Raw genomic sequence first — 19,569 nt, 5'->3', positions numbered from 1 at the left:
CACCGGCACCTCACCTCAGCCCACCCCGCTCCCGTGAGTGGGCACGAGCGCTGGGTATCGCCGGGCACGACCCTGCACGAGTGATAGCTCGGCGCCCTGAGTGGTGGCGGGTCGGGCTGCAGCGAGGGGCGGGTTAGCATACGGAGGACACCTCCCACGATCGAAGGAGCACGCTCTCCATGGCGGCAGGATCCGTTCTTCAGGCCCACGACGTACGGGGTGGATACCCAGGGAACGAGGTCCTGCAGGGCATCGATCTGACCATCACCGCCGGAGATGCACCGGTAGGGATCGTCGGCCCGTCCGGGGTCGGGAAGACCACGTTGGCGCGGTTGCTGCGCGGCACACTCACCCCCACCCGCGGGCAGGTGACCTTCGACGGCCGCCCGGTGCACCGGATGCGCGGTAAGCCCGGGAAGGTGTTCCGTGCTGACGTGCGGTTCATGTCCCAGGACTCGATGACGATCACCGATCCCCGGATGACCGTGACGAACTCCCTGCGCACGGCGCTGAAAGAGGCGCGCAAGGCGGGGCGCACGCACGCCACCACCACTGAGGAGCTGCTGGACGCCGTCGCGCTGCCGGACCGGTTCGCCGACCGCGCGATGCTCACCCTCTCCGGTGGCGAGCGCCAGCGGGTGGGGTTGGCCACGGCGCTGGCCACCCGCCCGCAGATCCTGGTGCTGGACGAACCCTTCACGGCCGTCGATCCCGCCTCCCGCGGCCTGATGGCGCGCCGTCTGGGTGACCTGTTCGCTCAGCTCGGCACCGCGGCCGTGGTGATCTCGCACGACCTGGAGCTGGTGGAGCGGATGTGCCCGAGCATCCACTTCCTCGCCGAGGGGCGGTTCGTCGCTTCCGGCCCGCTCAGCGACGTGCTCGCGGCCCAGGAGCACGAGGCGATCCGTGAGCTCGCCGAAGCAGCACCGCTGGCAGTGCAGCGCTTCCGCTGAAGCGCGGGCCGGCGCTCACGCTTCAGCGCAAGCGCCGGCCGGCTCTCGCCCTGCCACTCCAGCGCCAGTCGACGGCGCGACTGCTGGCCGCGAGCCACTGGACGTCTGCTGCTGGCCGGCACCGGGCAAGCCGGCCGGGACCTGCGAGTCACTCCCGAACTAGCGGCCCGCGGCGTTGCCGGCGCGACGCTCGGTCACTGGGCAGCGGCCACGGCCGCTGTCATGGGCGGTCAGGTTCGCTGGGCCTGGACCGAGCTGCCGGCGCTGCGGGAGACGATCCCGCCGATGACCGTGCTGATGATCGTGGTCGCTACCAGGAATACCAAAGCCCACATCCCCACGGTTTCCGTGGCCAGTCCTTGCCAGAGGCTGACCGAGATCCAGATCGTCGCTGCGACCACACCGGCGAGGAGTCCGCTGCTGAAATTGCGCCCCATCACGTTTCCTTTCGTCTGCGCATCCGGATTAGATGCTCCGTACTGCAGAGTAATAACTCTGTGCCACAGAGTACACATCTGTGTGCGGAAGTTCCTCGTTTCGTAGACTCGTGTTCATGTCCCAGGACCCAGCGCAGGCCGAGCAGCTCATCCGCGAGCTCGGCTCGCTCACCGATCGCACCCGCACGGCGGGGCGGTCGCTGGTCACCGGGCTACCGCTGATCGGCTGGGGCGTGGCATTCGGCGCCGGCTATACCGCCCTCGATCTCCTGGACGGCGTGGCGCGCCTCCTCGTGCTCGCCCTGGCCTGGGTGATCGGAATGCTCTGCAGCTGGCTGCCGATGCGGCACGCGATCCGCACCGGTGCCGAAGGCCGCACCCGCTGGGGCTGGGTGGTGGTGCTGGTCGCGTCCCCGTTCCTGGTGGCGGCGGCGCAGCCGTCCTCATGGGTGTATATCGCACTGTTCCTGGGCGCGCTGTGGGGCATGGCGATGAGCCTGTACGCGGTCGCCACCGCGGATGTCCCGTTCGCCGTGGCGGGCATGATCGTGGTGGTGGTGGCCGCCGTCTCCGCCGTCCAACCGCTCGTCCCAGAGCTAGTCTGTTTCGGGATCGGCTCGGCACTGCCTCTGCTGATCGTCGGGGTGTACCGCACGGTGCGGGGAGCACGGCATGTCTGAGCCGACCAACCCCGGTGCGGACCTCTCCGCCGAGTTGTCCGAACGCCTGCGCACCCCGTTCAATGCGACGCTCTCCGATCCGAACCGGTTACGGATCCAGGCGACGCTGCACGGGCTGCAACCCGATGGCGCCATCCGATTCACTGCGCTGGCCAAGGCGCTCGGCCTGAGCGATGGCAACCTGTCGGCACATCTGGCCGCACTCAGCGAGGTGGGCTATGTGACCTCGGTGGCGACCTACACCGGAAAGCGGCGCACTCGCTGGTACCGCGCTACGGCGATCGGCCGCGAGGCGTTCGAAGAGCATGTGCGCGCCCTCCAGCTCATCGTCGACGCTTCCCAGATGGGTGAAGGCCCCGAGCTCGGCCAGTAGGCTGGCCAGGTGAAGCGAGCCGAGAAGGTGGAGCGGATCGGGCAGATCCTGGACGAGCTGTACCCGGATCCGCCGATCGCCCTGGATCACACCAATGTCTACACGCTGCTGGTGGCGGTGGCGCTGTCCGCGCAGACCACGGACAAGAAGGTCAACGAGATCACCCCGGCACTCTTCGCCGAGGCGAGCACCCCGGAGCAGATGTACGCCCTCGGCCCGGAGCGGATCCTGGAGCTGATCCGGCAGATCGGTCTGGCTCCTACCAAGGCGCGGAACGTGTGGACCGCCGCCGGGCAGATCCTCGACGCCGGCGGCGAGGTGCTCCCGGACTGGAACTTCCTCGAACGACTAGCCGGTGTGGGGCACAAGACGGCGAGCGTGGTGATGGCCCAGGGCTTCGACGTGCCGGCGTTCCCCGTGGATACGCACATCTTCCGCCTCGCCCGGCGCTGGGGCCTTTCCAGCGGCACCACGGTGGAGAAGGTCGAGGCAGATCTCAAGCGCGCCTTCGCCAAGGAGACCTGGAATCGCCGGCATCTGCAGATCATCTACTTCGGCCGGGAGTTCTGCCCCGCGCAGCGACACGATTTGGTCGGCTGCCCGATCTGCTCGTTCGCGGCCACCAAGAAGCAGATCGGTGCCGAGGCCCGAGCCCGCCGTGGGAAGCCGAAGGCCAAGCCCGGGCCTACGGATGTGGTGCCTGCGGAGGCACACCGCGGCTGAGCGGTTCGTTCGGTGCTCCTGCGATTCGCGGGATCTGCGCGCCGGATCAGGCTTCGTCGGTGGCGAGCTGGTCCATGGTGCGCAGCCGCAGGCCGTCGATGGTGTGGCCGGCGAAGGTCTCGTAGTCGGCGGCGAGGACAGGGAAGAACACCAGGTCATCGGTATCGGTGGCCGGTCCGAGCAACCGCACTCCCACGGTCTCCAGCCAGGCATCGAGCTTCGGCAGCGCCTTCGCGGGATCCTTCGGCAACCGCCCCGGGACACGGCCCGGTGCCGGCAGACCCAGATCCCGGCACGTCATCTGCACCAGCTCCCCCGCCTCGTCCGGATCCATCGCCCGCGCATCCACGCTCAGCACAGCGCCAGCCTCGAACGCGGCATCCAGCACAACATCGCCGTCCCCAGCCGCCAACTGGTCACCGCCCACCGGTGAGAGCACAGCTGCCAGGTGCGCCAACCCCGGCTCCCCCACCACCTCCAGAGGTTCGCGCGGGTTGACCGGCTCGAGTACCTTCGGTGGCACCGGCTTCTGCCACGGCCCCGGCAACCTCGTCTCCGCAGTCAACCGAGGCAGACCCGCCTCCCGCGCATAATCGGCCAGATCCACCGGATACTCCGGCACCTCCCGCACCGGCTCGTCGTCGAGGCCGAACACCTGCGCCAGCACCACCGCCTCAAACGCCCACGCACCAGTAAAGAACTCGTTGACGACTGCCAGCGACCGGGCCTCCTCGCCGTGCGCGCGCCATCCGCGGACGAAGTCCTCGAACTGCCCCTGGCGCTGCTCAGGAGCCGCGTTCCCGACCTTCAACCAGGGGTCATAGCTTCCCGCCAAGACCTCGCTCTCGCTCACTGGTCGCTCGACGCCGTGGATCACCGCCAGCGCATCGAGAGCGCGACCAGGCACAGCAACCACCGCAGGATGAGTCAGCACCGTCATCGCGATATCGACCCGGCCCAGGCTGGTCGCCACGAACACCAGATCGATCGCCGCCAGGAGAAGCCGCCGATCGTCGAACGCCGCCAGGAACCCGGGATCGCCACCGGCAGCGTCCTGACGCACACGCACGGAGGCGACGAAGTCCTCGGCCCACTCATCGAGCATGTCGGCGAGCTCGCTGAGCGGGTCCCCTGCGGTGTACCGCCGGCTCAGATATGCGCTGTCGTCGCGGCACAGATCGCGGGCTTCCCGCGCGCGCGAATGCTCGCGGACCCGCAGGCGCCCCTTGGCGACCCTTCGCTCACGCCGCTGAAGACTGTTCTCGAGTTCTTGTGGGTCGACTCGGGCGTCCCGGATCGTGTGCACCATAGGCAGCACCCTATGGTGCAGGGATCGCTGCCACTGCGATCAGTCGGGCGGGGCAGCGTCCGGGTGTGTGAGAAACAGCCCCACCGGCTCAGCGGCGTAGAACTCGTCGAGGCGATGCCCGAGCTGTGGATCGACCGCGCTCGGGTCGGCCCCGCGGGAGTACAGCGCGCCGAAGATGCGCGCCAGATCGTCGATGAGCTCGGGATTCAAGGGCTTGTCGTCCACCCGATCCGGCTCGTTGTACCAGTGCTGGGGCAGGATCTCGCGCGCAGCACGTGCCGCGCGCGCCAGAGACGAGTTCCCATAGGAATCGACCGCGTCGACGGGCGCACCGGTCTCGAGCAGGGCCGACAGCACGGAGAAGGCCGCATCGGCGCTCTCTGCGCTGTTCGCAAGCAGCCATTCCGGAACGGGCTGGGTGGGCGCAGAGGGACGAAGCCAGCGGGACCGCTTGACGGCGGCCGCGATGGCGTCGTGCAACACGGGCGCCGACCAGCCGCCGGGCGCGCTCCGATCGACGAAGTTCGGGTCTGCACCATGGGACAAGAGCAATTCGGCGATGCGGAACGCGCCGGATCGGACCGCGACCTGCAGCGGTGACTGCCCCGCGTACTTCTTCGGACGTCCCGTGGCTACGACGGAGAGGACAGAGGGATCCTTCTCGATGCGCTCGAGAACCTTCTCCTCGTCGCCGTCGACAATGTCGGTGAAGATCGCCTGCACAACACTCCTTCAGCTGCGACGCGCGCCGGCCCGGTCAATGATCGAGACTCAGTCTTCGAAAACCGGTTTGAGCTCGGCCTGCACCGCCTGATAGTTCGCCGGAGAGACCTTCCAGCGCGCGCGGTCGCTGTCCTCGTACTCAACGTTGTAGTTGCCCGTCGCGAGCTCGAGCTGGAACAGCATCTTCACCGGAGGCGTCGCCCCCTCGGGGTAGCGCTCCGCGACAAAGGCATTCAGCGGATCATCGACGAGCGCCGGGGGCACCGAGACGGGCTTGATCCACGCGTCAGCGAGCCCGTAGGCGTACCCGTAAGAATTCGCATACGTGCCTTCGCGGGTCAGGTCGATCACGACCGAGAACGACTGCCAGTCTTCGGGAAGAGGATCGTTCCATCCCACCGCCTCCTCATCGATGCCCGCCACGATCGCGCGCATCAACGGCACAATCGCGTCCTCACTCATTCCTCACTCACCGCTCTCCATCGCTCCATCTCGACCCCAGAAACCCTATCGAGCTACCGGTCATGCCTCTTCAGCAGCAAGCTGGTCCATGGTGCGCAGCCGCAGGCCGTCGATGGTGTGGCCGGCGTAGGTCTCGTAGTCGGCGGCGAGGACGGGGAAGAACGCCAGGTCATCGGTATCCCGCCTCGACCGCGGCATCCGGTGGGCTGGGATTTCAGCCTGCTCGGCCTGTCGCTGCATCTGGCCGATCCTGCGGCAGAACGGCCGATCGAGGACCAGGAAGCGTGGGTGACATCGGCGGAGGGGAAGGCCTTCATCGCCGTCTCCAGCGCGGCCTGGGGCGAGGCCAACATCGCCTTCGGCACTCCCCGCGAGAGTGCGCTCGCAGCCGAAGAGCGGACCACACAGTTCTACACCGACGGGTAGGCGTCAGTACGATCACCCGATGACCACCGAGGGGTCGGGCACAGCAAGGAGCGGCAGATGGACGGGAACGGCTCGCGCGCCTGGCCCCCGTCGCAGCTCACCCTGACCAGCTTCGTCGGCCGGGAGGCCGAGGTCGACGGCGTAGCTCGCCTGCTCGGCGAGGCGCGCCTGGTCACAGTGGTCGGCCCGCCCGGGGCCGGGAAGACCCGCCTGGCGGTCGAGATCGCACGCCGCACGGAGACCGCCACCGAGCGCGGTGTGGTCTCCGTCCCGCTGGCCGCGGTCTCCGACTCCGCCGATCTGGTCAGCGAGATCGCGGTGGCACTGGAGGTGCCGACCGACCGGGGCGCGACGCTCACCGAGGCGGTGCTTGAGGCGCTCCGGGATGCCGACCTCCTGCTCCTGCTGGACAACTGCGAACACGTCCGCGAGGAAGCGGCCACGCTGGTCAGCCGGATCGTCACCACCTGTCCGCGGGTGCGGGTGCTGGCGACCAGCCGCGTCCCGCTCGCCGTGCCGGGGGAACAGCTCCACCGCATCGGTCCGCTCGATGCATCGGCGGCGGCGCAGCTCTTCACCGACCGGGCCGCTCTGGTCACCACGTTGGTGCCCGAGGCCGGCACCGCCGCAGTGATCGACGAGATCTGCGCACGCCTCGACGGCCTCCCGCTGGCGATCGAGCTGGTCGCCCGGCAAACGCGCGTGCTCTCCCTCCCGGAGCTGCTCGCCCGGTTGGCGTCTGAGCTCGCCGGCGCACAGCTCCCGCATCCCACCGCTGCCGGGCACTGGACCCTGACCGCAACGATCGGCTGGAGCTGCGAGCAGCTCTCGCCGGCCCAGCAGCGTCTGTTCGAGGCTCTCTCCGTGCTCGTCGGGGCGTTCGATCTGCCTGCGGTGGCCGCCGTCGCTGCTGACCACCCGAAACTCGTGGCGAACCTGGCGCGCCTGGTGGACCACTCGCTGCTGCTCGCCGAGCCGGCTGACGGCGGTGAGCTGCGCTATCGCCTTCTCGAGCCGATTCGGCAGTACGCTGCCGCCCGCCTGGAAGCCACGACGCGTGGCGAGCAGGTCCGTGCTGCCCACGCCCAGCACTTCCTCGAGGTGGCCCGATCCGCCTCCCTTGGGCTGATGGGAGTGGCGGGGCACCGACAGTACTCGCGGTTGCGGGACGTGGAGGGCAATGTGCTAGCAGCAGTCACATGGGCTCGTGCTGGGCACGGTGATCTGGCCGTGCAGCTGGTGACGTGTCTGGCCGGCTACTGGGAGCACCGCGGCCACGTGAACGCCGCCCGGGAACGGATCGAGCCCCTGCTGGTCGCGCCAGGACTGTCGCCACGCACTCGGGCTGAAGCCCTTTTGGCACTCGCGCAGCTGGGCTACCGGCAGGGCCGCTACCGCGAGGCGATCACCCAGTCGGCCGACGCCGTCGAGCTGATGCGCACTCTCGGTGACGACGATGGGCAGGCTCGTGGCCTGCGCGCCCTCGCTCAGGTGGCTGCCGCAGCCGGAGACTCTCGGCGGGCCGTCTCCTGCTGCCAGCGCAGCATCGCACTCTTTGCCGACCTCGGTGACCGCCAGGCGGAAGCGTGGTCACACACAGTGCTCGCCTATGCCCACTTCACCCTCGACGAGATCGACCAAGGGGCAGAGGCAGACCTGGCAGCTCTGCGGCTGTTGGCCTCGGCCGAACCGGCCCCGGCGATCGCCCGCCGTACCCGGGTGGGACTGTCCTATGCGGCAGCACGGCGCGGCGACCTGGCCGCACATCGCAAGTACCTGGCGGGGGCGATCGCCGATCTGCAGCTGCTCGGCGCCGCTGACGGAGACTCCGAGTGGCTCTGGTCCGGGGTCTCGCTCGCGCACAGCGAGGGCCGGACGCCCGCCGTTCTGCGGCTGGCCGGCGCCGCCCAGGCACTCGCCCGGCACGGCACGGCGGTCCCACCGGTAGTCGCGGCGATCGTGACGGCAGCGGTCGAGGACGCCGAACGGAAGGTGGGGGTGCCGGTGGCCGAGAAGCTGCGCTCTGCCGGCGCCGCGATGACGACCGAGCAGGCGATCAGTGCCGCCCTGGGCCTTCCGGACCGGTCCAGGCCTGCACTCTCCGAGCGCGAGCACGAGGTCGCCATGCTGACCGGGAAGGGACTGACCAACACCGAGATCGCCGAGCAGCTGGTCATCTCCCGGCGGACCGTGGAGACCCATCAGGAGCACATTCGCACTAAGCTCGCGGTGTCCAGCCGGCAGGGCGTGATTGCCTGGGCGATCACGGGAGAATCCGTGTGATTACGGATGGTGCGCTGCGCCGTCGACCGCCCACGCTGGGCAGATGACGGACACGCAGAACTCTTACCTGTTCGATACCGGCTCTGAGCAGGGCGGTGACCATATGGACCACCTCGCTCACCTGTTCGACGTCCACACCGTCAGCATCATCGGCCCGATCGGTCTGCAGCCCGGCCAGCGGTGCCTCGACGTGGGCGCAGGCGGCGGGTCGGTGGTGCGGTGGCTGGCCAAGCAGGTGGGGCCCAGCGGTGAGGTGGTGGCTGTCGATATCGACACCAGCAGGCTGGGCGATGGGCCAGGAATCACCGTGGTCGGTGCCGATATCAACGAGGGGCTGGTCGGGGCGCAGGCCGGACCGTACGACCTGATCCATGCCCGGCTGACGCTGCTGCACCTGCCCGATCGGGAGGCGATTCTCAGCACGCTCGCAGATGCGCTCGCGCCGGGCGGCTGGCTGGTGATCGGCGATGCCACCTCACGCCCACTGCGGGTGCTCTCCGACCACTGCATGCGCGACGTGGCGATCTGGGAACGGATCCAGTACCTCTCGCACGAGGTGGTCGGGCCTGCTGCCGGGATGGACCTGACCTGGGGCTACCGCATCAGCGACCAGATGGTGGCTGCCGGTCTGGCGCACCTCTACGGGACGGAAAACTCACAGACCGCTACCGGTGGTAGCCCCGGCCTGCTGGTGCACGCCGCGTTGAACACTCAAGCTCACGACGCCCTCCTCGCCGCCGGTGCCGAGGAGTGGGAGATGCAGCGCTACCAGGAACTCTGCCACGACCCGACATTCCGCATCTGGAACTACCAGCTGGTCTACCTGCGCGGGCAGAAGCCCAGGTGATCACAGACGGGAAGCGCCGCCGAGGGGGCCCGGCGGCGCTTCCTTGGGGCGGTGGGGGCCTCAGCCGAAGAAGGCCCGCAGGTCGGCCGCGACGTCCAGGACGTCCGCCTCAGTCATCACGCGATGACGGTTTCCGCACTGGGGAGAGAGACGAACTCGACGTCGCGGCGGTTCGGCCCGGGGATCAGCCGCTTCTTCATCACCTCGATCGCCTCGGGGTTGCTGTCCACCAAGACAAATCGGCGTTCGAGCTGACTGGCGACTGCGCCGAGGGTGCCGCTGCCGGCGAAGAAGTCGAGGACCCAGTCGCCCTCTTGGCTGCTCGCCTGCACCATGCGGCGAAGCACACCCTCCGGCTTCTGGGTGGCGTATCCGGTCTTCTCCTTACCGGTCGGCGAGACGATCGTGTGCCACCAGACGTCGGTAGGGAGCTTGCCCTTCGCCGCCTTCTCGGGCGTCACCAGACCGGGAGCCATATACGGCTCACGGTCGACCTCTTCATTGTTGAAGTAGTATTTCTTCGGGTCCTTGACGTAGACCAAGATGGTGTCATGTTTCGTCGGCCATTTGCTGGTGGTGCGGGCACCGTAGTCGTAGACCCAGATGATCTCATTGAGGAAGCATTCTCTGCCGAACAGTGCATCAAGCAACACTTTGGCATAATGGCTTTCCCGGTAGTCGAGGTGCAGGTAGAGCGTGCCGTCCTCGGCGAGGAGCCGCCACGCTTCCTCCAACCGAGGCTCCAGGAAGGACCAGTAGTCGTCGAACGCATCGTTGTACGCGAGAACCTTGCCCTTGATCGTCTCGTACCTTTGGCCGTGGAACCCGACCCTCGACCCCTGCGCTGAACGCACGGTGGTCAAAGAATGCCGCTTTTGCGTCTTCCCGGTATTGAATGGCGGGTCGATGTAGATCATCCGGAACGAAGAGTCGGGCAGACTGTCGAGGACCTGCGCGTTGTCGGCATGAACGACCAGATTCGCACGGTCAGGGCTCCAGAGACTCATGGCAACGATCGTAGCCACCACGGTCGATCCGACTGCGGAGGCGCTTCGGCCGCACGAGGGCCCGGCCTAGAGGTGCGACCGCGTCAGCCCCAGCGCGCTACCGTCGCAGCGGGCGCTGCGCCCGCAGCGGATCCGCTCGGGTAAGACTAGCGGCCGCTGGAAGAACACGCCGGGTGCGCGAACGGGCCCCACGTTCCTACAGCAGACCCTTCTCGTACGCCTCTTCGATCGTGGACAGTGTCGTGTGTAGGTGTTGCACAGTCAGAGCCACTGCGCCCTCGATGTCTTTGCTGCGGTAGAGCTCGATCAGTTGAGCGTGCTCGCGGTCCGACTCCGCGATGCGCTCGGGACTCGCGCTCAGCGACAGACTCACGTAGGCCGACGCGCTGTCCCGCAACCCTTCGACGATCTGTGCCAGCCTGCTGCCCCCGTCCCCCTCGACCAGGGTCGCGTGGAATCGCCGGTTGAGCTCGGACCATTCCGAGACATTCGTTGCGTGCTCCATCGCCTGACGCAGGTCCTCCGCCCGTTCGAGCTGATCGTCGGAGACGCGCTCGGCCACGCGTCGGACCGTCAACGGCTCGAGGGTCATCCGCAGCTCATAGAGCTCACGAACCTCGGCAAGGTCGAGGGTACGCACGCGGAAACCACGGTGCGGGTCGAAGACGACGAGCCCTTCGGTGGCGAGGTCGCGCAGCGCTTCGCGAACCGGAGTGATGCTGACCTCGAGTTCGCGCGCGAGATCGGCTTGGATGAGGCGCGTTCCGCCAGCGACCGAACCATCGAGAATCCCGTCGCGAAGCGCCTGAAGGACGAAACCGTGCGTCGTCATACTCCGGCCGTGCTTGGAGTTGAGACTGAACGTCATGAACGACCTTCCCGGCGCGCCGTACTGTGCAGGTCTAGGCTACTGCGGCTGCGGCCCTAGACCATCAGCCCGCCACGCTGGTCCAGTTCGCGTCGGATCCGCGGCCCATCTGCGCCACCCGCGATCAGACACGCCAGAAGGATCCGCGCCTTTCGAGCATCCAGCCATCCGGCGATCATCGCCCCGCGGGTGATGAGGTCCGACTCGGAGCCGACGAAGCCGTAGCTGTGCCGATAGGTGCTGCCATTGCCGGTGCGGCTCGCGAGCACAACGGGAACGGACGCCGCCGCCCGTTCGACCGCCGCTGCCACCGTCGATGAGACATGTCCAACGCCGAACCCGCTCAGCACCACTCCATCGAAACCTGCACCCACAGCCAGGTCGAGAAGCTCGCCGTCGTCACCGAGCGCGGTCTCGAGCAGCGCGACGCGCGGCGCACACGTGGGTACTGGCAGATCGAGCGACACACGAGCGAAGGTATTCCCAAATACCGGCACTCCCTCATCGATGTAACCGAGCGGCCCGAACGACGGCGACTCGAATGCGTTGAGACCGCTGGCCCGCATCTTGCGTACCCTGCTGGCGGCGTGGATCTCGTCGTTCAGCACGACCAGCACGCCACGGCCACACGCTTGTTCCGCGCAGGCCACGCGCACGGACGCAAGGAGGTTGGCCGGTCCATCGGCACTGACAAGCTGCGGCGGCCGCATCGCGCCGGTCACGATCAGCGGCGCCTGCTCGCCCCAGTAGAGGTCGAGCAGGTACGCCGTCTCCTCGATGGTGTCGGTGCCCTGGATCATCACCACCCCGGACGCTCCCCCGGCAACCGCACTCCTCGCCCACTGCAGCGCCTCGAGGATGTCGGTCAGGCTGAGCGATGCCCCTGGAACGGTCCGGATGGTCTCGGTCGTGAGAACAGCTGCAGTGCGCAGCTCGGGTACCGACGCAAGCAGGTCCTCGGCGGTCAGCGACGGCGCGACGCCGCCGCCGTCCGCACTGGTCATCGTGATCGTGCCGCCCAGCGAGGCGATCGCAACCGTCGGTCTGGCCCCCTGCTGATCAGGCTCCGGCAGTCGGCTGTCGAGCGATCTCATGCAACTCCAATCCTCGTCGTCAGGCGAAGCGCGTCCGCGGACCCGCGGCGACGGCCGCACTTGACGACACCACCCGGGGATGCGCTATACCTGAGCCTAGTGCATTTTATAAATTATAGAGTGCATGATCGAAGATTCGGGGTCAGCATGATGAACACGAAGGAGTGATGCGCAGATGAGTCAGAGCCCCAGCCCTCAGGTCGAGTCGAAACCGGACCTCGCCCGACTCACCCGGTCAGTCGCGCTGACCAGTCTCGTTGTCGTTTGCCTGTCGTACACACTGAACGCGATGGATCGCCAGGTCTTCCCCGTCCTGCTCCCGCAGGTCAGTGCGGACCTGGGCTACACCCTCGCCCAGGGCGGGCTCCTCGCCACCATCTTCACGCTGGGGATCGGACTGGCCGGCGTACCGACCGGTTTCCTCCTCGACAGACTCTCCCGCAAGTCGGTGATGCTCATCGGCATCGGCATCTACTCGGTCTTCACCGTGCTCACCGCGTTCGGCGTCGGGTTCTTCGACATGTTCGCCTACCGCGCGCTCTCAGGTGTTGGCGAGGCGATGCAGAATGCGGCCTTGTTCTCAGCGGTCGGCGCCTACTTCTTCGCGAACCGCGCTCTCGCCATCGGGAGCCTCAACTTCGCGTTTGGGCTCGGCGGTTTCCTCGGCCCCGTGGTGGGGGCCAACCTCGCGGCGAATCTCGGGGACTGGCGGATACCGTTCTATATCTTCGGTGCCGTTGGCTTCGCGTTCGTGTTGATCATCGCGTTCTTCGTCAAGAGGCGGTTCACCGAGCAGGTCGAACTCGCCGATGAGGCCTCCGACGAGGTCGGCCACACCGACCATGTACCCGCTCGGTTCTTGAACAGGAACGTCATCCTTCTCGGCCTGACCGCGGTCGTCGTCGGGATCGCGATGTACGGGTTCATCGGGCTCTACCCCACGTTCCTCCAGGACGAGTTGCAGATCTCCCTCTCCGACGCGGGCACGATCGCCAGCATGTTCGGCCTCGGCGCGATGATGGGGCTACCGGCCGGCTACCTGATGGACCGGCTCAACATACGAAACGTGCTGATTGGTGCGCTCCTCATCGGAGCCGTCGTTGGCTTCCTCATCTTCAACGGACCGACATCCGTCGGCTGGCAGTACGTCCTCGCCTTCGCCGAGGGCGCTGTCGCGAGCGGCTTCTGCTTTGTCGGCGTCTACGCCGGACTACAGCGTGCCGTGCGTCCGGCGCTGATCGGTCGAGCCTCCGGATTCTTCGTCAGCTGCTTCTACGTGCCTGCCTCGATCGCCGGGTACATCTTCTCGAGCCTCGTCGACGGCGTGGGGTGGGGTGGCGCCGGCATCTGGCAGCTGACCGTGCTTCCGCTGGTCGGCGTCCTCGTCCTGCTCTTCGTGAAGTCGGACCAATTCAGCCGTGTACGCACCGCGAAACCCCACTGACCGAACACGAGAGACAACCGAGGAGGAGCAACGATGACGCGACCATCAGGTCCACGCCGCTGGCATGAGCAACGCTGGATGATCGACTCCGTACTGCGCACGGACGGTTTTGAGTGGGACCAGCCCCGTATCGCCTACACCGTGCGTCCGATGGGAGTGGAGGGCATCGGCGAGTTCGCCGTGGCGACGGCGCGCATCACGAAGTTTGCGGATATCGTCCCGGTGTTCACCGAGCGGGCGGAGCATCGTCGCCGCACGGCCGAGAGCGCCGAGTCCGCCGGCCACCTCGAGACTGCGCGGGACAGCTACTTCTACGCGGCGCTCCTCTACGCGACGGCCGAGTGGCCGATCTGGGAGACCACGCAGGAGCTGGTCCGTCTCGATGATCTGAAGAACGAGGCCTACTCCGCCTACGCCCGTCTCGCGGACCATCACGTCGAGCGGGTGGAGATCCCGTTCGGCGATGCGTACCTCCCCGCCTGGCTGCACCTGCCCCGTGGCCACTCGGGTGAACCGATTCGCACTGTGCTGTACTGCGGCGGAATGGACGCAGCCAAGGAGCTGAACGTCAGCCTCTACGGTGACAAGCTCCTGGAACGGGGTTTCGCCGTGCTCTCCTTCGACGGCCCCGGGCAGGGTGAGGCACCGATCCGCGGGGTGCCGTTCACCCCCACAGCGTGGGTCGATGCCGGTGAAGCACTCATGCAGTGGTGCCGCTCACGACCCGAGGTGGACGAGAACCAGGTCGTAGGGCTCGGTCTCTCGTTCGGCTCCTACTGGATGTCCCAGATCGCGGCAACCCAGCCCAGCCTGCGCGGTGCGGCGGTCGGGCTCGTCTGCCACGAGCCCGGATGCTTCACGATCTTCGAGGCGGCGTCACCGAGCTTCAAGGCCCGGTACATGTGGATGTCGGCGATGGAGAACGACGAGGACGCCTTCGACGAGATGGTGAAGCAGATCGACCTGCGTCCGGCCATGCCGCAGATGAGCGTGCCATGGCTCGTCGTCGCCGGTGACGCCGACGAGCTCTCCCCCATCGAGCACAGCTACGACCTGGTCGCAGACTGCGCGAGCCCGGCGGCCATGCTCGTGTATCAGCAAGGGCGACACGCACTCTCGATGCCGACGCCCTCCGTCGCCTCCGGACCGAACTGGATCAACTACGCCGCCGACTGGCTCGTCGAGCGCGTCGAGGGAAAGCCTGTCGAGGAGCGGATCGACTACGTGATGCCCTCCGGCGAGATCGAACAACGACCACTGCCGAGGAGCACCTCTGATGAGTAACCTGCCGAAGTCCTTGACGAACGCCGCGGTCGTCACGATCGACATGCATCCCGGTCATCTGGACCCCACAGTCGCGACCATGCCCCTTTCTGCGGACGCCGCGGCGCGAGTCATCGAAGCGAACCGAGTGCTCGTCGACGGCGCACGCAGCCACGGGCTACCCGTCGTGCACGTGGTCACCGCCTACCACAGCCGAGAGGAGATCGCCTCGAACCCCTGGTGGAGCGAGGTCGCCGGCGGTGATGCCACCCGGGCCAACGTCCTCAACCACCAACTCGTCTCAGGTAACGGCCTCGTGGTCGTGCCCGAGATCCTCGACCCTGACCACGACATCGTCATCCTGCACAAGAAGCGGTACGACTCGTTCGTCGCAACCGAGCTCGACCACGTGCTTCGTTCTCGCGGGGTAGGGACTCTCCTTCTCACCGGCGTCAACACGAACAGCTGCGTGCTCGCGACCACTGTGGCGGCCAACGCCCGCGACTACGCCCCTATCGTGGTCAGCGACTGCGTCGACACGATGGACCCGGCCTTGCACGAGCCGGCACTAGCCATCATCCGCCAGGCGTTCGGCTGGGTGGCAACCGCAGAAGAGATCCTGGAGGCGCTGTGACCGTCATCGACACCCACGGACACGTCATCCCACCGAATCTCGTGGCGGCGATGCGCCAAGGCACCGCACCCGACGGCATTCGCATCGAGGAGAACGGCGACAGCCCGGTCGTTGTGCACCGGCAGGGCTACCGGTACCCGCTGGTCCAAGAGTTCTTCGACGTCGAAGCGCGCCTGGCCAGCATGGACGCCGCCGGGACCGACATCTCGGTGATCTCCGTTGCCCCGCCCCTCTTTCTCTACTGGACGGAGGTCGAAGGCGCCGCGGCGGCCGCGCGCACGATCAATGATGCAGTCGCTGCGATGGTCGACCAAGGCCGTGGTCGGTTCTTCGGGCTCGCGAACCTACCGATGCAAAGCCCGGACGACGCGGCGAAGGAGTTGCGGCGGACCGTCACGACACTCGGGATGCGCGGGGCGCAGATCGGCCCGCACGTCGAGGGCGTGCCGCTCGACGATCCATCTCTCCGGCCGGTGCTCGAGGCGGCCGTGGAGCTCGATGTTCCTCTGGTGCTGCACCCGTACTACGTCGGTTCCTCACCCGATCTCGATGACTACTACCTGACGAACCTGCAGGGCAACCCCTGGCAGACCGCGGTTGCCGCCTCTCGCCTCATCTTCTCCGGGATCCTCGACGAGCTCCCCGATCTCAAGGTGGTGCTCGTGCACGGCGGCGGACACCTGCCGTTCCAGATCGGCCGACTCGACCACGGACACCGCGTCCGCCCGGAGGCGAAGAGGCCGCGCCGGCCACCGAGCGAGTATCTTCGCCGCTTCCACTACGACACCTTGACCCACAGCCGCGAGTCGACCGACTGGCTGATCCAGCGCGTCGGCGCCGACCGGGTCATGTTCGGTACCGACATTCCCTTCGACATGGCCGGCGGGACGTTTCCGGAGCAGGTGACGGATGCCGCCGGCCGCACCGCCGTGTCGTCGGAGAACGCCACACGACTCTTCAATCTGAACGGAGCCCCCCGATGACCGAGTCCGTCCTGTTGCACATCGACGGACGCGAGCGTCCAGCGAGTGACGGCGGGACCTTCACCGTCGTCAACCCGACGACCGGCGAGCCGCTCTACGACGTCGCCGACGGCACTGCCGATGATATTGACCGGGCCGTCGAGGCAGCACGCGCCGCGTTCGAGGACGGTCGCTGGCGCAGCATGCCGGCGCGCGAGCGCGCGAAGGTGTTGAACCGGGCCTCGGGGATGCTGGCCGAGCGGATCGACGAGTACGCCCGGCTGGAGACGCGGCAGATCGGCCGGACGCTTCGCGAGATGCGGGCCCAGCTCAAGCGGCTGCCCGAGTGGCTCGAGTATTTCGGTGCTGTCGCCCAGACGGCTCAGGGCACCAGCCCCGACTTCGGCGCGGACCACCTCAATGTCGTCCGCAGAGTGCCGCTCGGTGTCGTCGGCCTGATCACGCCATGGAATCACCCGCTGCTCATCACGATGAAGAAGGTCGGTGTCTCGCTCGCCGCGGGAAACTCGCTCGTCATCAAACCCAGTGAGCTGGGCCCCGTCGTTCCCGGGCTCCTCGTCAAACTCCTCGAAGAAGCTGGCGTCCCCGCCGGTGTGGTGAATTTCGTGCCGGGACTCGGACGGACAACCGGCAAGGCGCTCACCGAACATCCAGGGCTGGCCAAGCTCGACGTCACCGGCGGCACCGAGACCGGCCGGGTCATCGCCGCTAGCGCCGGCCGTTCGCTCATTCCGGTCACTGCGGAGCTCGGTGGGAAAGCACCAGTGCTCGTGTTCGACGACGTCGACATCGACCAGGCCGTCGCGGGGGCACTGTTCGCTGCGTTCATCGCGACCGGTCAGACCTGCGTACAAGGGGCACGCATCCTCGTCGCCCGCCAGATCTACGAACCGTTCGTCGCCAGGCTCGTCGAACGCACTCGCAAGCTGCGCCTCGGCGACCCGCTCGATCTGCACACCCAGGTGGGTCCCTTGGTATCCGAGGCCCAGCGCTCCAAAACGGCGGGCGCCGTCGATCGGGCTCGCGAGCAGGGAGCCACAGTGCTTGCCGGAGGGCGCATTCCGTCCGGCGCACACCTGCAGAAGGGCTGGTTCTACGAGCCCACGATCGTTGCCGACGTCGCCCACGACCATGACCTCTGGCACGACGAGGTCTTCGGCCCGGTCTCTCTCGTCGCTCCCTTCGACTCCGAGCAGGATGCAATTCGGCAGGCGAACGACTCACCGTTCGGTCTGGCCGGCTCGGTGTGGACGAACGACGTGGGACGTTCGATCCGGGTGGGCCAGAGCCTGGACATCGGAATCGTCTGGGTCAACGACCATCACAGGATCGACCCCGCGTCCCCTTGGGGCGGCTTCAAGGCCAGCGGTATCGGCTCGGAGAACGGGCTTGAGGCCTTCGAGGCGTACACCCGCCCGCAGAGCATCATCATCAACACCTCGGAAGAGCCGTTCGACTGGTTCGGCAGCGTCGAGGACGTGCGCTACTCATGAGGGAGTGTCATGGCTGAGCTCGATCTTCTCCTCGCTGGCGGAACCGTCGTCACGCCGACGGGCAGGCGGCGACTGAACATCGGCGTCCGCCACGGCCGCATCGTGCAACTGGACACCTCGACGCCGCATGCCGAGCGGGTTGTCGACGCCTCCGGGCTGCTCGTGCTGCCAGGCGGTGTCGATACCCATGTCCACCTGATGGACCCGGGAGCACCAGAGCGCGAGGACTTCCCTTCCGGAACGCGAGCGGCCGCCGCATCGGGCGTCACCTCGATCGTCGAGCACACCCATGGCGCCCCCGTACGCACCGTCGATGATCTGCACCGCAAGATCGACCATCTCGACGGGCGCTCACACGTGGATTACGGACTCGCTGCCCACGCATGGCCGGGACGGGCGGATGCAGTCCGGGACCTGTGGCGCGCAGGCATCACATTCTTCAAAGTGTTCACCTGCACCACGCACGGTGTACCAGGGCACACCGCGGCGGCGCTCAAGACGCACCTCGCGGCAACCGCTTTGGAGGGCGCCGTTAGTCTGCTGCACTGCGAGGACGAGTCGCTGACCGAAGACGCCGAGACGGTACTCCAGGCCGAGGGCCGGGACGATGCCGGGATATTGATCGATTGGCGCAGCCGGGATGCCGAGCTCGTGGCCGTTGCGGTCGCTGCCCTCCTCGTGCGCCGCACCGGAGCGCGAGCCACGATCGCGCACGTCAGCAACCAGGAAGTGGCGCAGTACGTCGCTTCCGAGCGTGACCGCGGTGCACGCCTTGCCGCCGAAGCCTGCCCGCAGTACTTCCTCCTGCGAGAGGACGAAGTTCTCGAGCAGGGCACGCTGCGCAAGTTCACCCCGCCGGCCCGCTCGCGCACCTCTACCGACGAGACCGAGATGTGGCAGCTGCTCCGAACCGGGGTGCTCACGCACATGTCCAGCGACCATGCACCCTCGACGTTGGAACAGAAGGCTGACGGCGGGATCTGGAACGCCCACTTCGGGCTGCCGGGCCTGGACAGCACCATGGCGATCCTCATCGATGCAGCGGCGCGGGGAGATCTCTCGTTCGAGGACATCGCACGGGTATACGCCGAGGCGCCGGCCCAGCAGTACGGACTCTGGCCGGCCAAGGGGCGCATCGGTGTCGGCGCCGATGCCGACCTCGTGCTGGTTGACCCGGCGGCGCGCCGCACGCTACGCAACGAAGACGTCCATTCCAAGGCGGGCTGGACGCCGTTCGACGGCCGCGAGGTACAGGGCACGGTGCTGCAGACCTACCTGCGAGGCACCCTCATCGCCGAGAAGGCGGACCCAACCAGCCCACGCACAGGTCGCTTCATCTACGGAGCGGGGGCTATCGATCGACGCCGATCGCAGCCGTAGCCTCGCGAGCTCACCTCGTCGACTGCGTGCGGATGCAGAAGCGCCGGGTACCCCGAGGTACCCGGCGCTTCCTGGTGGCGGCGGCACGCATCCGACTCACTGCTGGGCAGGGTCGAGCTGCCTCTGAGCTGGCGAAGACACACAGGCCCTGATCCCTTCGTCCAGGCACGTGAGCCACCCCCGCGGA

21 protein-coding genes are annotated in these 19,569 nt (G+C 67.4%); 13 read left to right on the top strand and 8 right to left on the bottom strand.

Going from position 1 to position 19,569, the window contains the following annotated elements:
* Positions 1–179 precede the first annotated feature (179 nt).
* Entirely contained in the window at positions 180–953 is a 774-nt protein-coding gene (locus FU260_RS06425) for an ABC transporter ATP-binding protein (protein ID WP_147916309.1), read from the top strand.
* A 230-nt stretch (positions 954–1,183) separates the two neighbouring features.
* Here the strand turns inward: FU260_RS06425 and FU260_RS06420 are convergent, their stop codons facing one another.
* Positions 1,184–1,390 carry a hypothetical protein gene (locus FU260_RS06420; RefSeq protein ID WP_147916308.1) on the bottom strand — a complete coding sequence of 69 codons (207 nt, stop codon included), beginning with the start codon at positions 1,388–1,390 and terminating at the stop codon, positions 1,184–1,186.
* A 116-nt stretch (positions 1,391–1,506) separates the two neighbouring features.
* Here FU260_RS06420 and FU260_RS06415 point away from each other — a divergent pair, with 116 nt between their 5' ends.
* From FU260_RS06415 to FU260_RS06405, 3 genes are read left to right on the top strand one after another with little or no spacing between them, the layout of a single operon-like run.
* The gene (locus tag FU260_RS06415; protein ID WP_147916307.1) at positions 1,507–2,070 is read left to right on the top strand and encodes a hypothetical protein; all 564 of its coding nucleotides are present in this window, start codon (positions 1,507–1,509) and stop codon (positions 2,068–2,070) included.
* Positions 2,063–2,443: a transcriptional regulator gene (locus FU260_RS06410; protein ID WP_147916306.1), complete on the top strand. Its 381-nt coding sequence runs from the start codon at positions 2,063–2,065 to the stop codon at positions 2,441–2,443. The genes FU260_RS06415 and FU260_RS06410 overlap by 8 nt, the downstream gene beginning before the upstream one ends.
* Positions 2,444–2,452: 9 nt before the next feature.
* The gene (locus tag FU260_RS06405) at positions 2,453–3,166 is read left to right on the top strand and encodes an endonuclease III domain-containing protein (RefSeq protein ID WP_147916305.1); all 714 of its coding nucleotides are present in this window, start codon (positions 2,453–2,455) and stop codon (positions 3,164–3,166) included.
* 46 nt (positions 3,167–3,212) lie between these two features.
* Here FU260_RS06405 and FU260_RS06400 read toward each other — a convergent pair whose 3' ends face one another.
* From FU260_RS06400 to FU260_RS23525, 4 genes are read right to left on the bottom strand one after another with little or no spacing between them, the layout of a single operon-like run.
* Positions 3,213–4,475 carry a PoNe immunity protein domain-containing protein gene (locus FU260_RS06400; RefSeq protein WP_147916304.1) on the bottom strand — a complete coding sequence of 421 codons (1,263 nt, stop codon included), beginning with the start codon at positions 4,473–4,475 and terminating at the stop codon, positions 3,213–3,215.
* A gap of 39 nt (positions 4,476–4,514) precedes the next feature.
* Positions 4,515–5,198: an ankyrin repeat domain-containing protein gene (locus FU260_RS06395; RefSeq protein WP_147916303.1), complete on the bottom strand. Its 684-nt coding sequence runs from the start codon at positions 5,196–5,198 to the stop codon at positions 4,515–4,517.
* Positions 5,199–5,246: 48 nt separating this feature from the next.
* A complete protein-coding gene (locus FU260_RS06390; RefSeq protein ID WP_147916302.1) occupies positions 5,247–5,660 on the bottom strand; it encodes a hypothetical protein in 414 nt (137 codons plus the stop codon).
* Between the two features lie 60 nt (positions 5,661–5,720).
* Positions 5,721–5,900 (bottom strand): hypothetical protein, encoded by a 180-nt coding sequence (locus tag FU260_RS23525; RefSeq protein WP_148239369.1) that lies wholly within the window; start codon positions 5,898–5,900, stop codon positions 5,721–5,723.
* Positions 5,901–5,948: 48 nt separating this feature from the next.
* Here FU260_RS23525 and FU260_RS23795 point away from each other — a divergent pair, with 48 nt between their 5' ends.
* The 3 genes from FU260_RS23795 to FU260_RS06375 are packed head-to-tail and all read left to right on the top strand — an operon-like array spanning position 5,949 to position 9,216.
* Positions 5,949–6,086: a hypothetical protein gene (locus FU260_RS23795; RefSeq protein WP_210418214.1), complete on the top strand. Its 138-nt coding sequence runs from the start codon at positions 5,949–5,951 to the stop codon at positions 6,084–6,086.
* A 57-nt stretch (positions 6,087–6,143) separates the two neighbouring features.
* On the top strand, positions 6,144–8,369 hold the full coding sequence (locus tag FU260_RS06380; protein ID WP_147916300.1) for a LuxR C-terminal-related transcriptional regulator: 2,226 nt from the start codon (positions 6,144–6,146) through the stop codon (positions 8,367–8,369).
* A gap of 43 nt (positions 8,370–8,412) precedes the next feature.
* On the top strand, positions 8,413–9,216 hold the full coding sequence (locus tag FU260_RS06375; RefSeq protein WP_147916299.1) for a class I SAM-dependent methyltransferase: 804 nt from the start codon (positions 8,413–8,415) through the stop codon (positions 9,214–9,216).
* 116 nt (positions 9,217–9,332) lie between these two features.
* Here FU260_RS06375 and FU260_RS06370 read toward each other — a convergent pair whose 3' ends face one another.
* From FU260_RS06370 to FU260_RS06360, 3 genes are all read right to left on the bottom strand, one after another.
* Positions 9,333–10,223, bottom strand: a complete 891-nt coding sequence (locus tag FU260_RS06370) for a DNA-methyltransferase (RefSeq protein ID WP_147916298.1) — start codon at positions 10,221–10,223, stop codon at positions 9,333–9,335.
* A 196-nt stretch (positions 10,224–10,419) separates the two neighbouring features.
* Positions 10,420–11,091, bottom strand: a complete 672-nt coding sequence (locus FU260_RS06365) for a GntR family transcriptional regulator (protein WP_147916297.1) — start codon at positions 11,089–11,091, stop codon at positions 10,420–10,422.
* A 56-nt stretch (positions 11,092–11,147) separates the two neighbouring features.
* Positions 11,148–12,095 carry an asparaginase gene (locus FU260_RS06360; RefSeq protein ID WP_235912253.1) on the bottom strand — a complete coding sequence of 316 codons (948 nt, stop codon included), beginning with the start codon at positions 12,093–12,095 and terminating at the stop codon, positions 11,148–11,150.
* Between the two features lie 265 nt (positions 12,096–12,360).
* Here FU260_RS06360 and FU260_RS06355 point away from each other — a divergent pair, with 265 nt between their 5' ends.
* The 6 genes from FU260_RS06355 to FU260_RS06330 are packed head-to-tail and all read left to right on the top strand — an operon-like array spanning position 12,361 to position 19,382.
* Entirely contained in the window at positions 12,361–13,629 is a 1,269-nt protein-coding gene (locus tag FU260_RS06355) for an MFS transporter (protein ID WP_147916295.1), read from the top strand.
* Between the two features lie 33 nt (positions 13,630–13,662).
* Complete coding sequence (locus FU260_RS06350; protein WP_147916294.1) at positions 13,663–14,913, top strand: alpha/beta hydrolase; 1,251 nt, start codon at positions 13,663–13,665, stop codon at positions 14,911–14,913.
* Positions 14,906–15,526, top strand: coding sequence for a cysteine hydrolase family protein (locus tag FU260_RS06345; RefSeq protein ID WP_147916293.1), 621 nt, complete (start codon positions 14,906–14,908; stop codon positions 15,524–15,526). The genes FU260_RS06350 and FU260_RS06345 overlap by 8 nt, the downstream gene beginning before the upstream one ends.
* On the top strand, positions 15,523–16,509 hold the full coding sequence (locus FU260_RS06340) for an amidohydrolase family protein (protein ID WP_147916292.1): 987 nt from the start codon (positions 15,523–15,525) through the stop codon (positions 16,507–16,509). Before FU260_RS06345 ends, FU260_RS06340 begins: the two co-directional genes overlap by 4 nt.
* Complete coding sequence (locus FU260_RS06335) at positions 16,506–18,002, top strand: aldehyde dehydrogenase (RefSeq protein ID WP_147916291.1); 1,497 nt, start codon at positions 16,506–16,508, stop codon at positions 18,000–18,002. Before FU260_RS06340 ends, FU260_RS06335 begins: the two co-directional genes overlap by 4 nt.
* Positions 18,003–18,011: 9 nt before the next feature.
* Positions 18,012–19,382: a dihydroorotase gene (locus FU260_RS06330; protein WP_147916290.1), complete on the top strand. Its 1,371-nt coding sequence runs from the start codon at positions 18,012–18,014 to the stop codon at positions 19,380–19,382.
* Positions 19,383–19,569 lie beyond the last annotated feature (187 nt).

The sequence above is a fragment of the Ruania zhangjianzhongii genome (assembly GCF_008000995.1).
In the GTDB taxonomy this organism is placed as follows: Bacteria; Actinomycetota; Actinomycetes; order Actinomycetales; family Beutenbergiaceae; genus Ruania; species Ruania zhangjianzhongii.
Note: the sequence above shows the minus strand (reverse complement) of the source record. Positions and strands in the feature narration are given on the sequence as shown.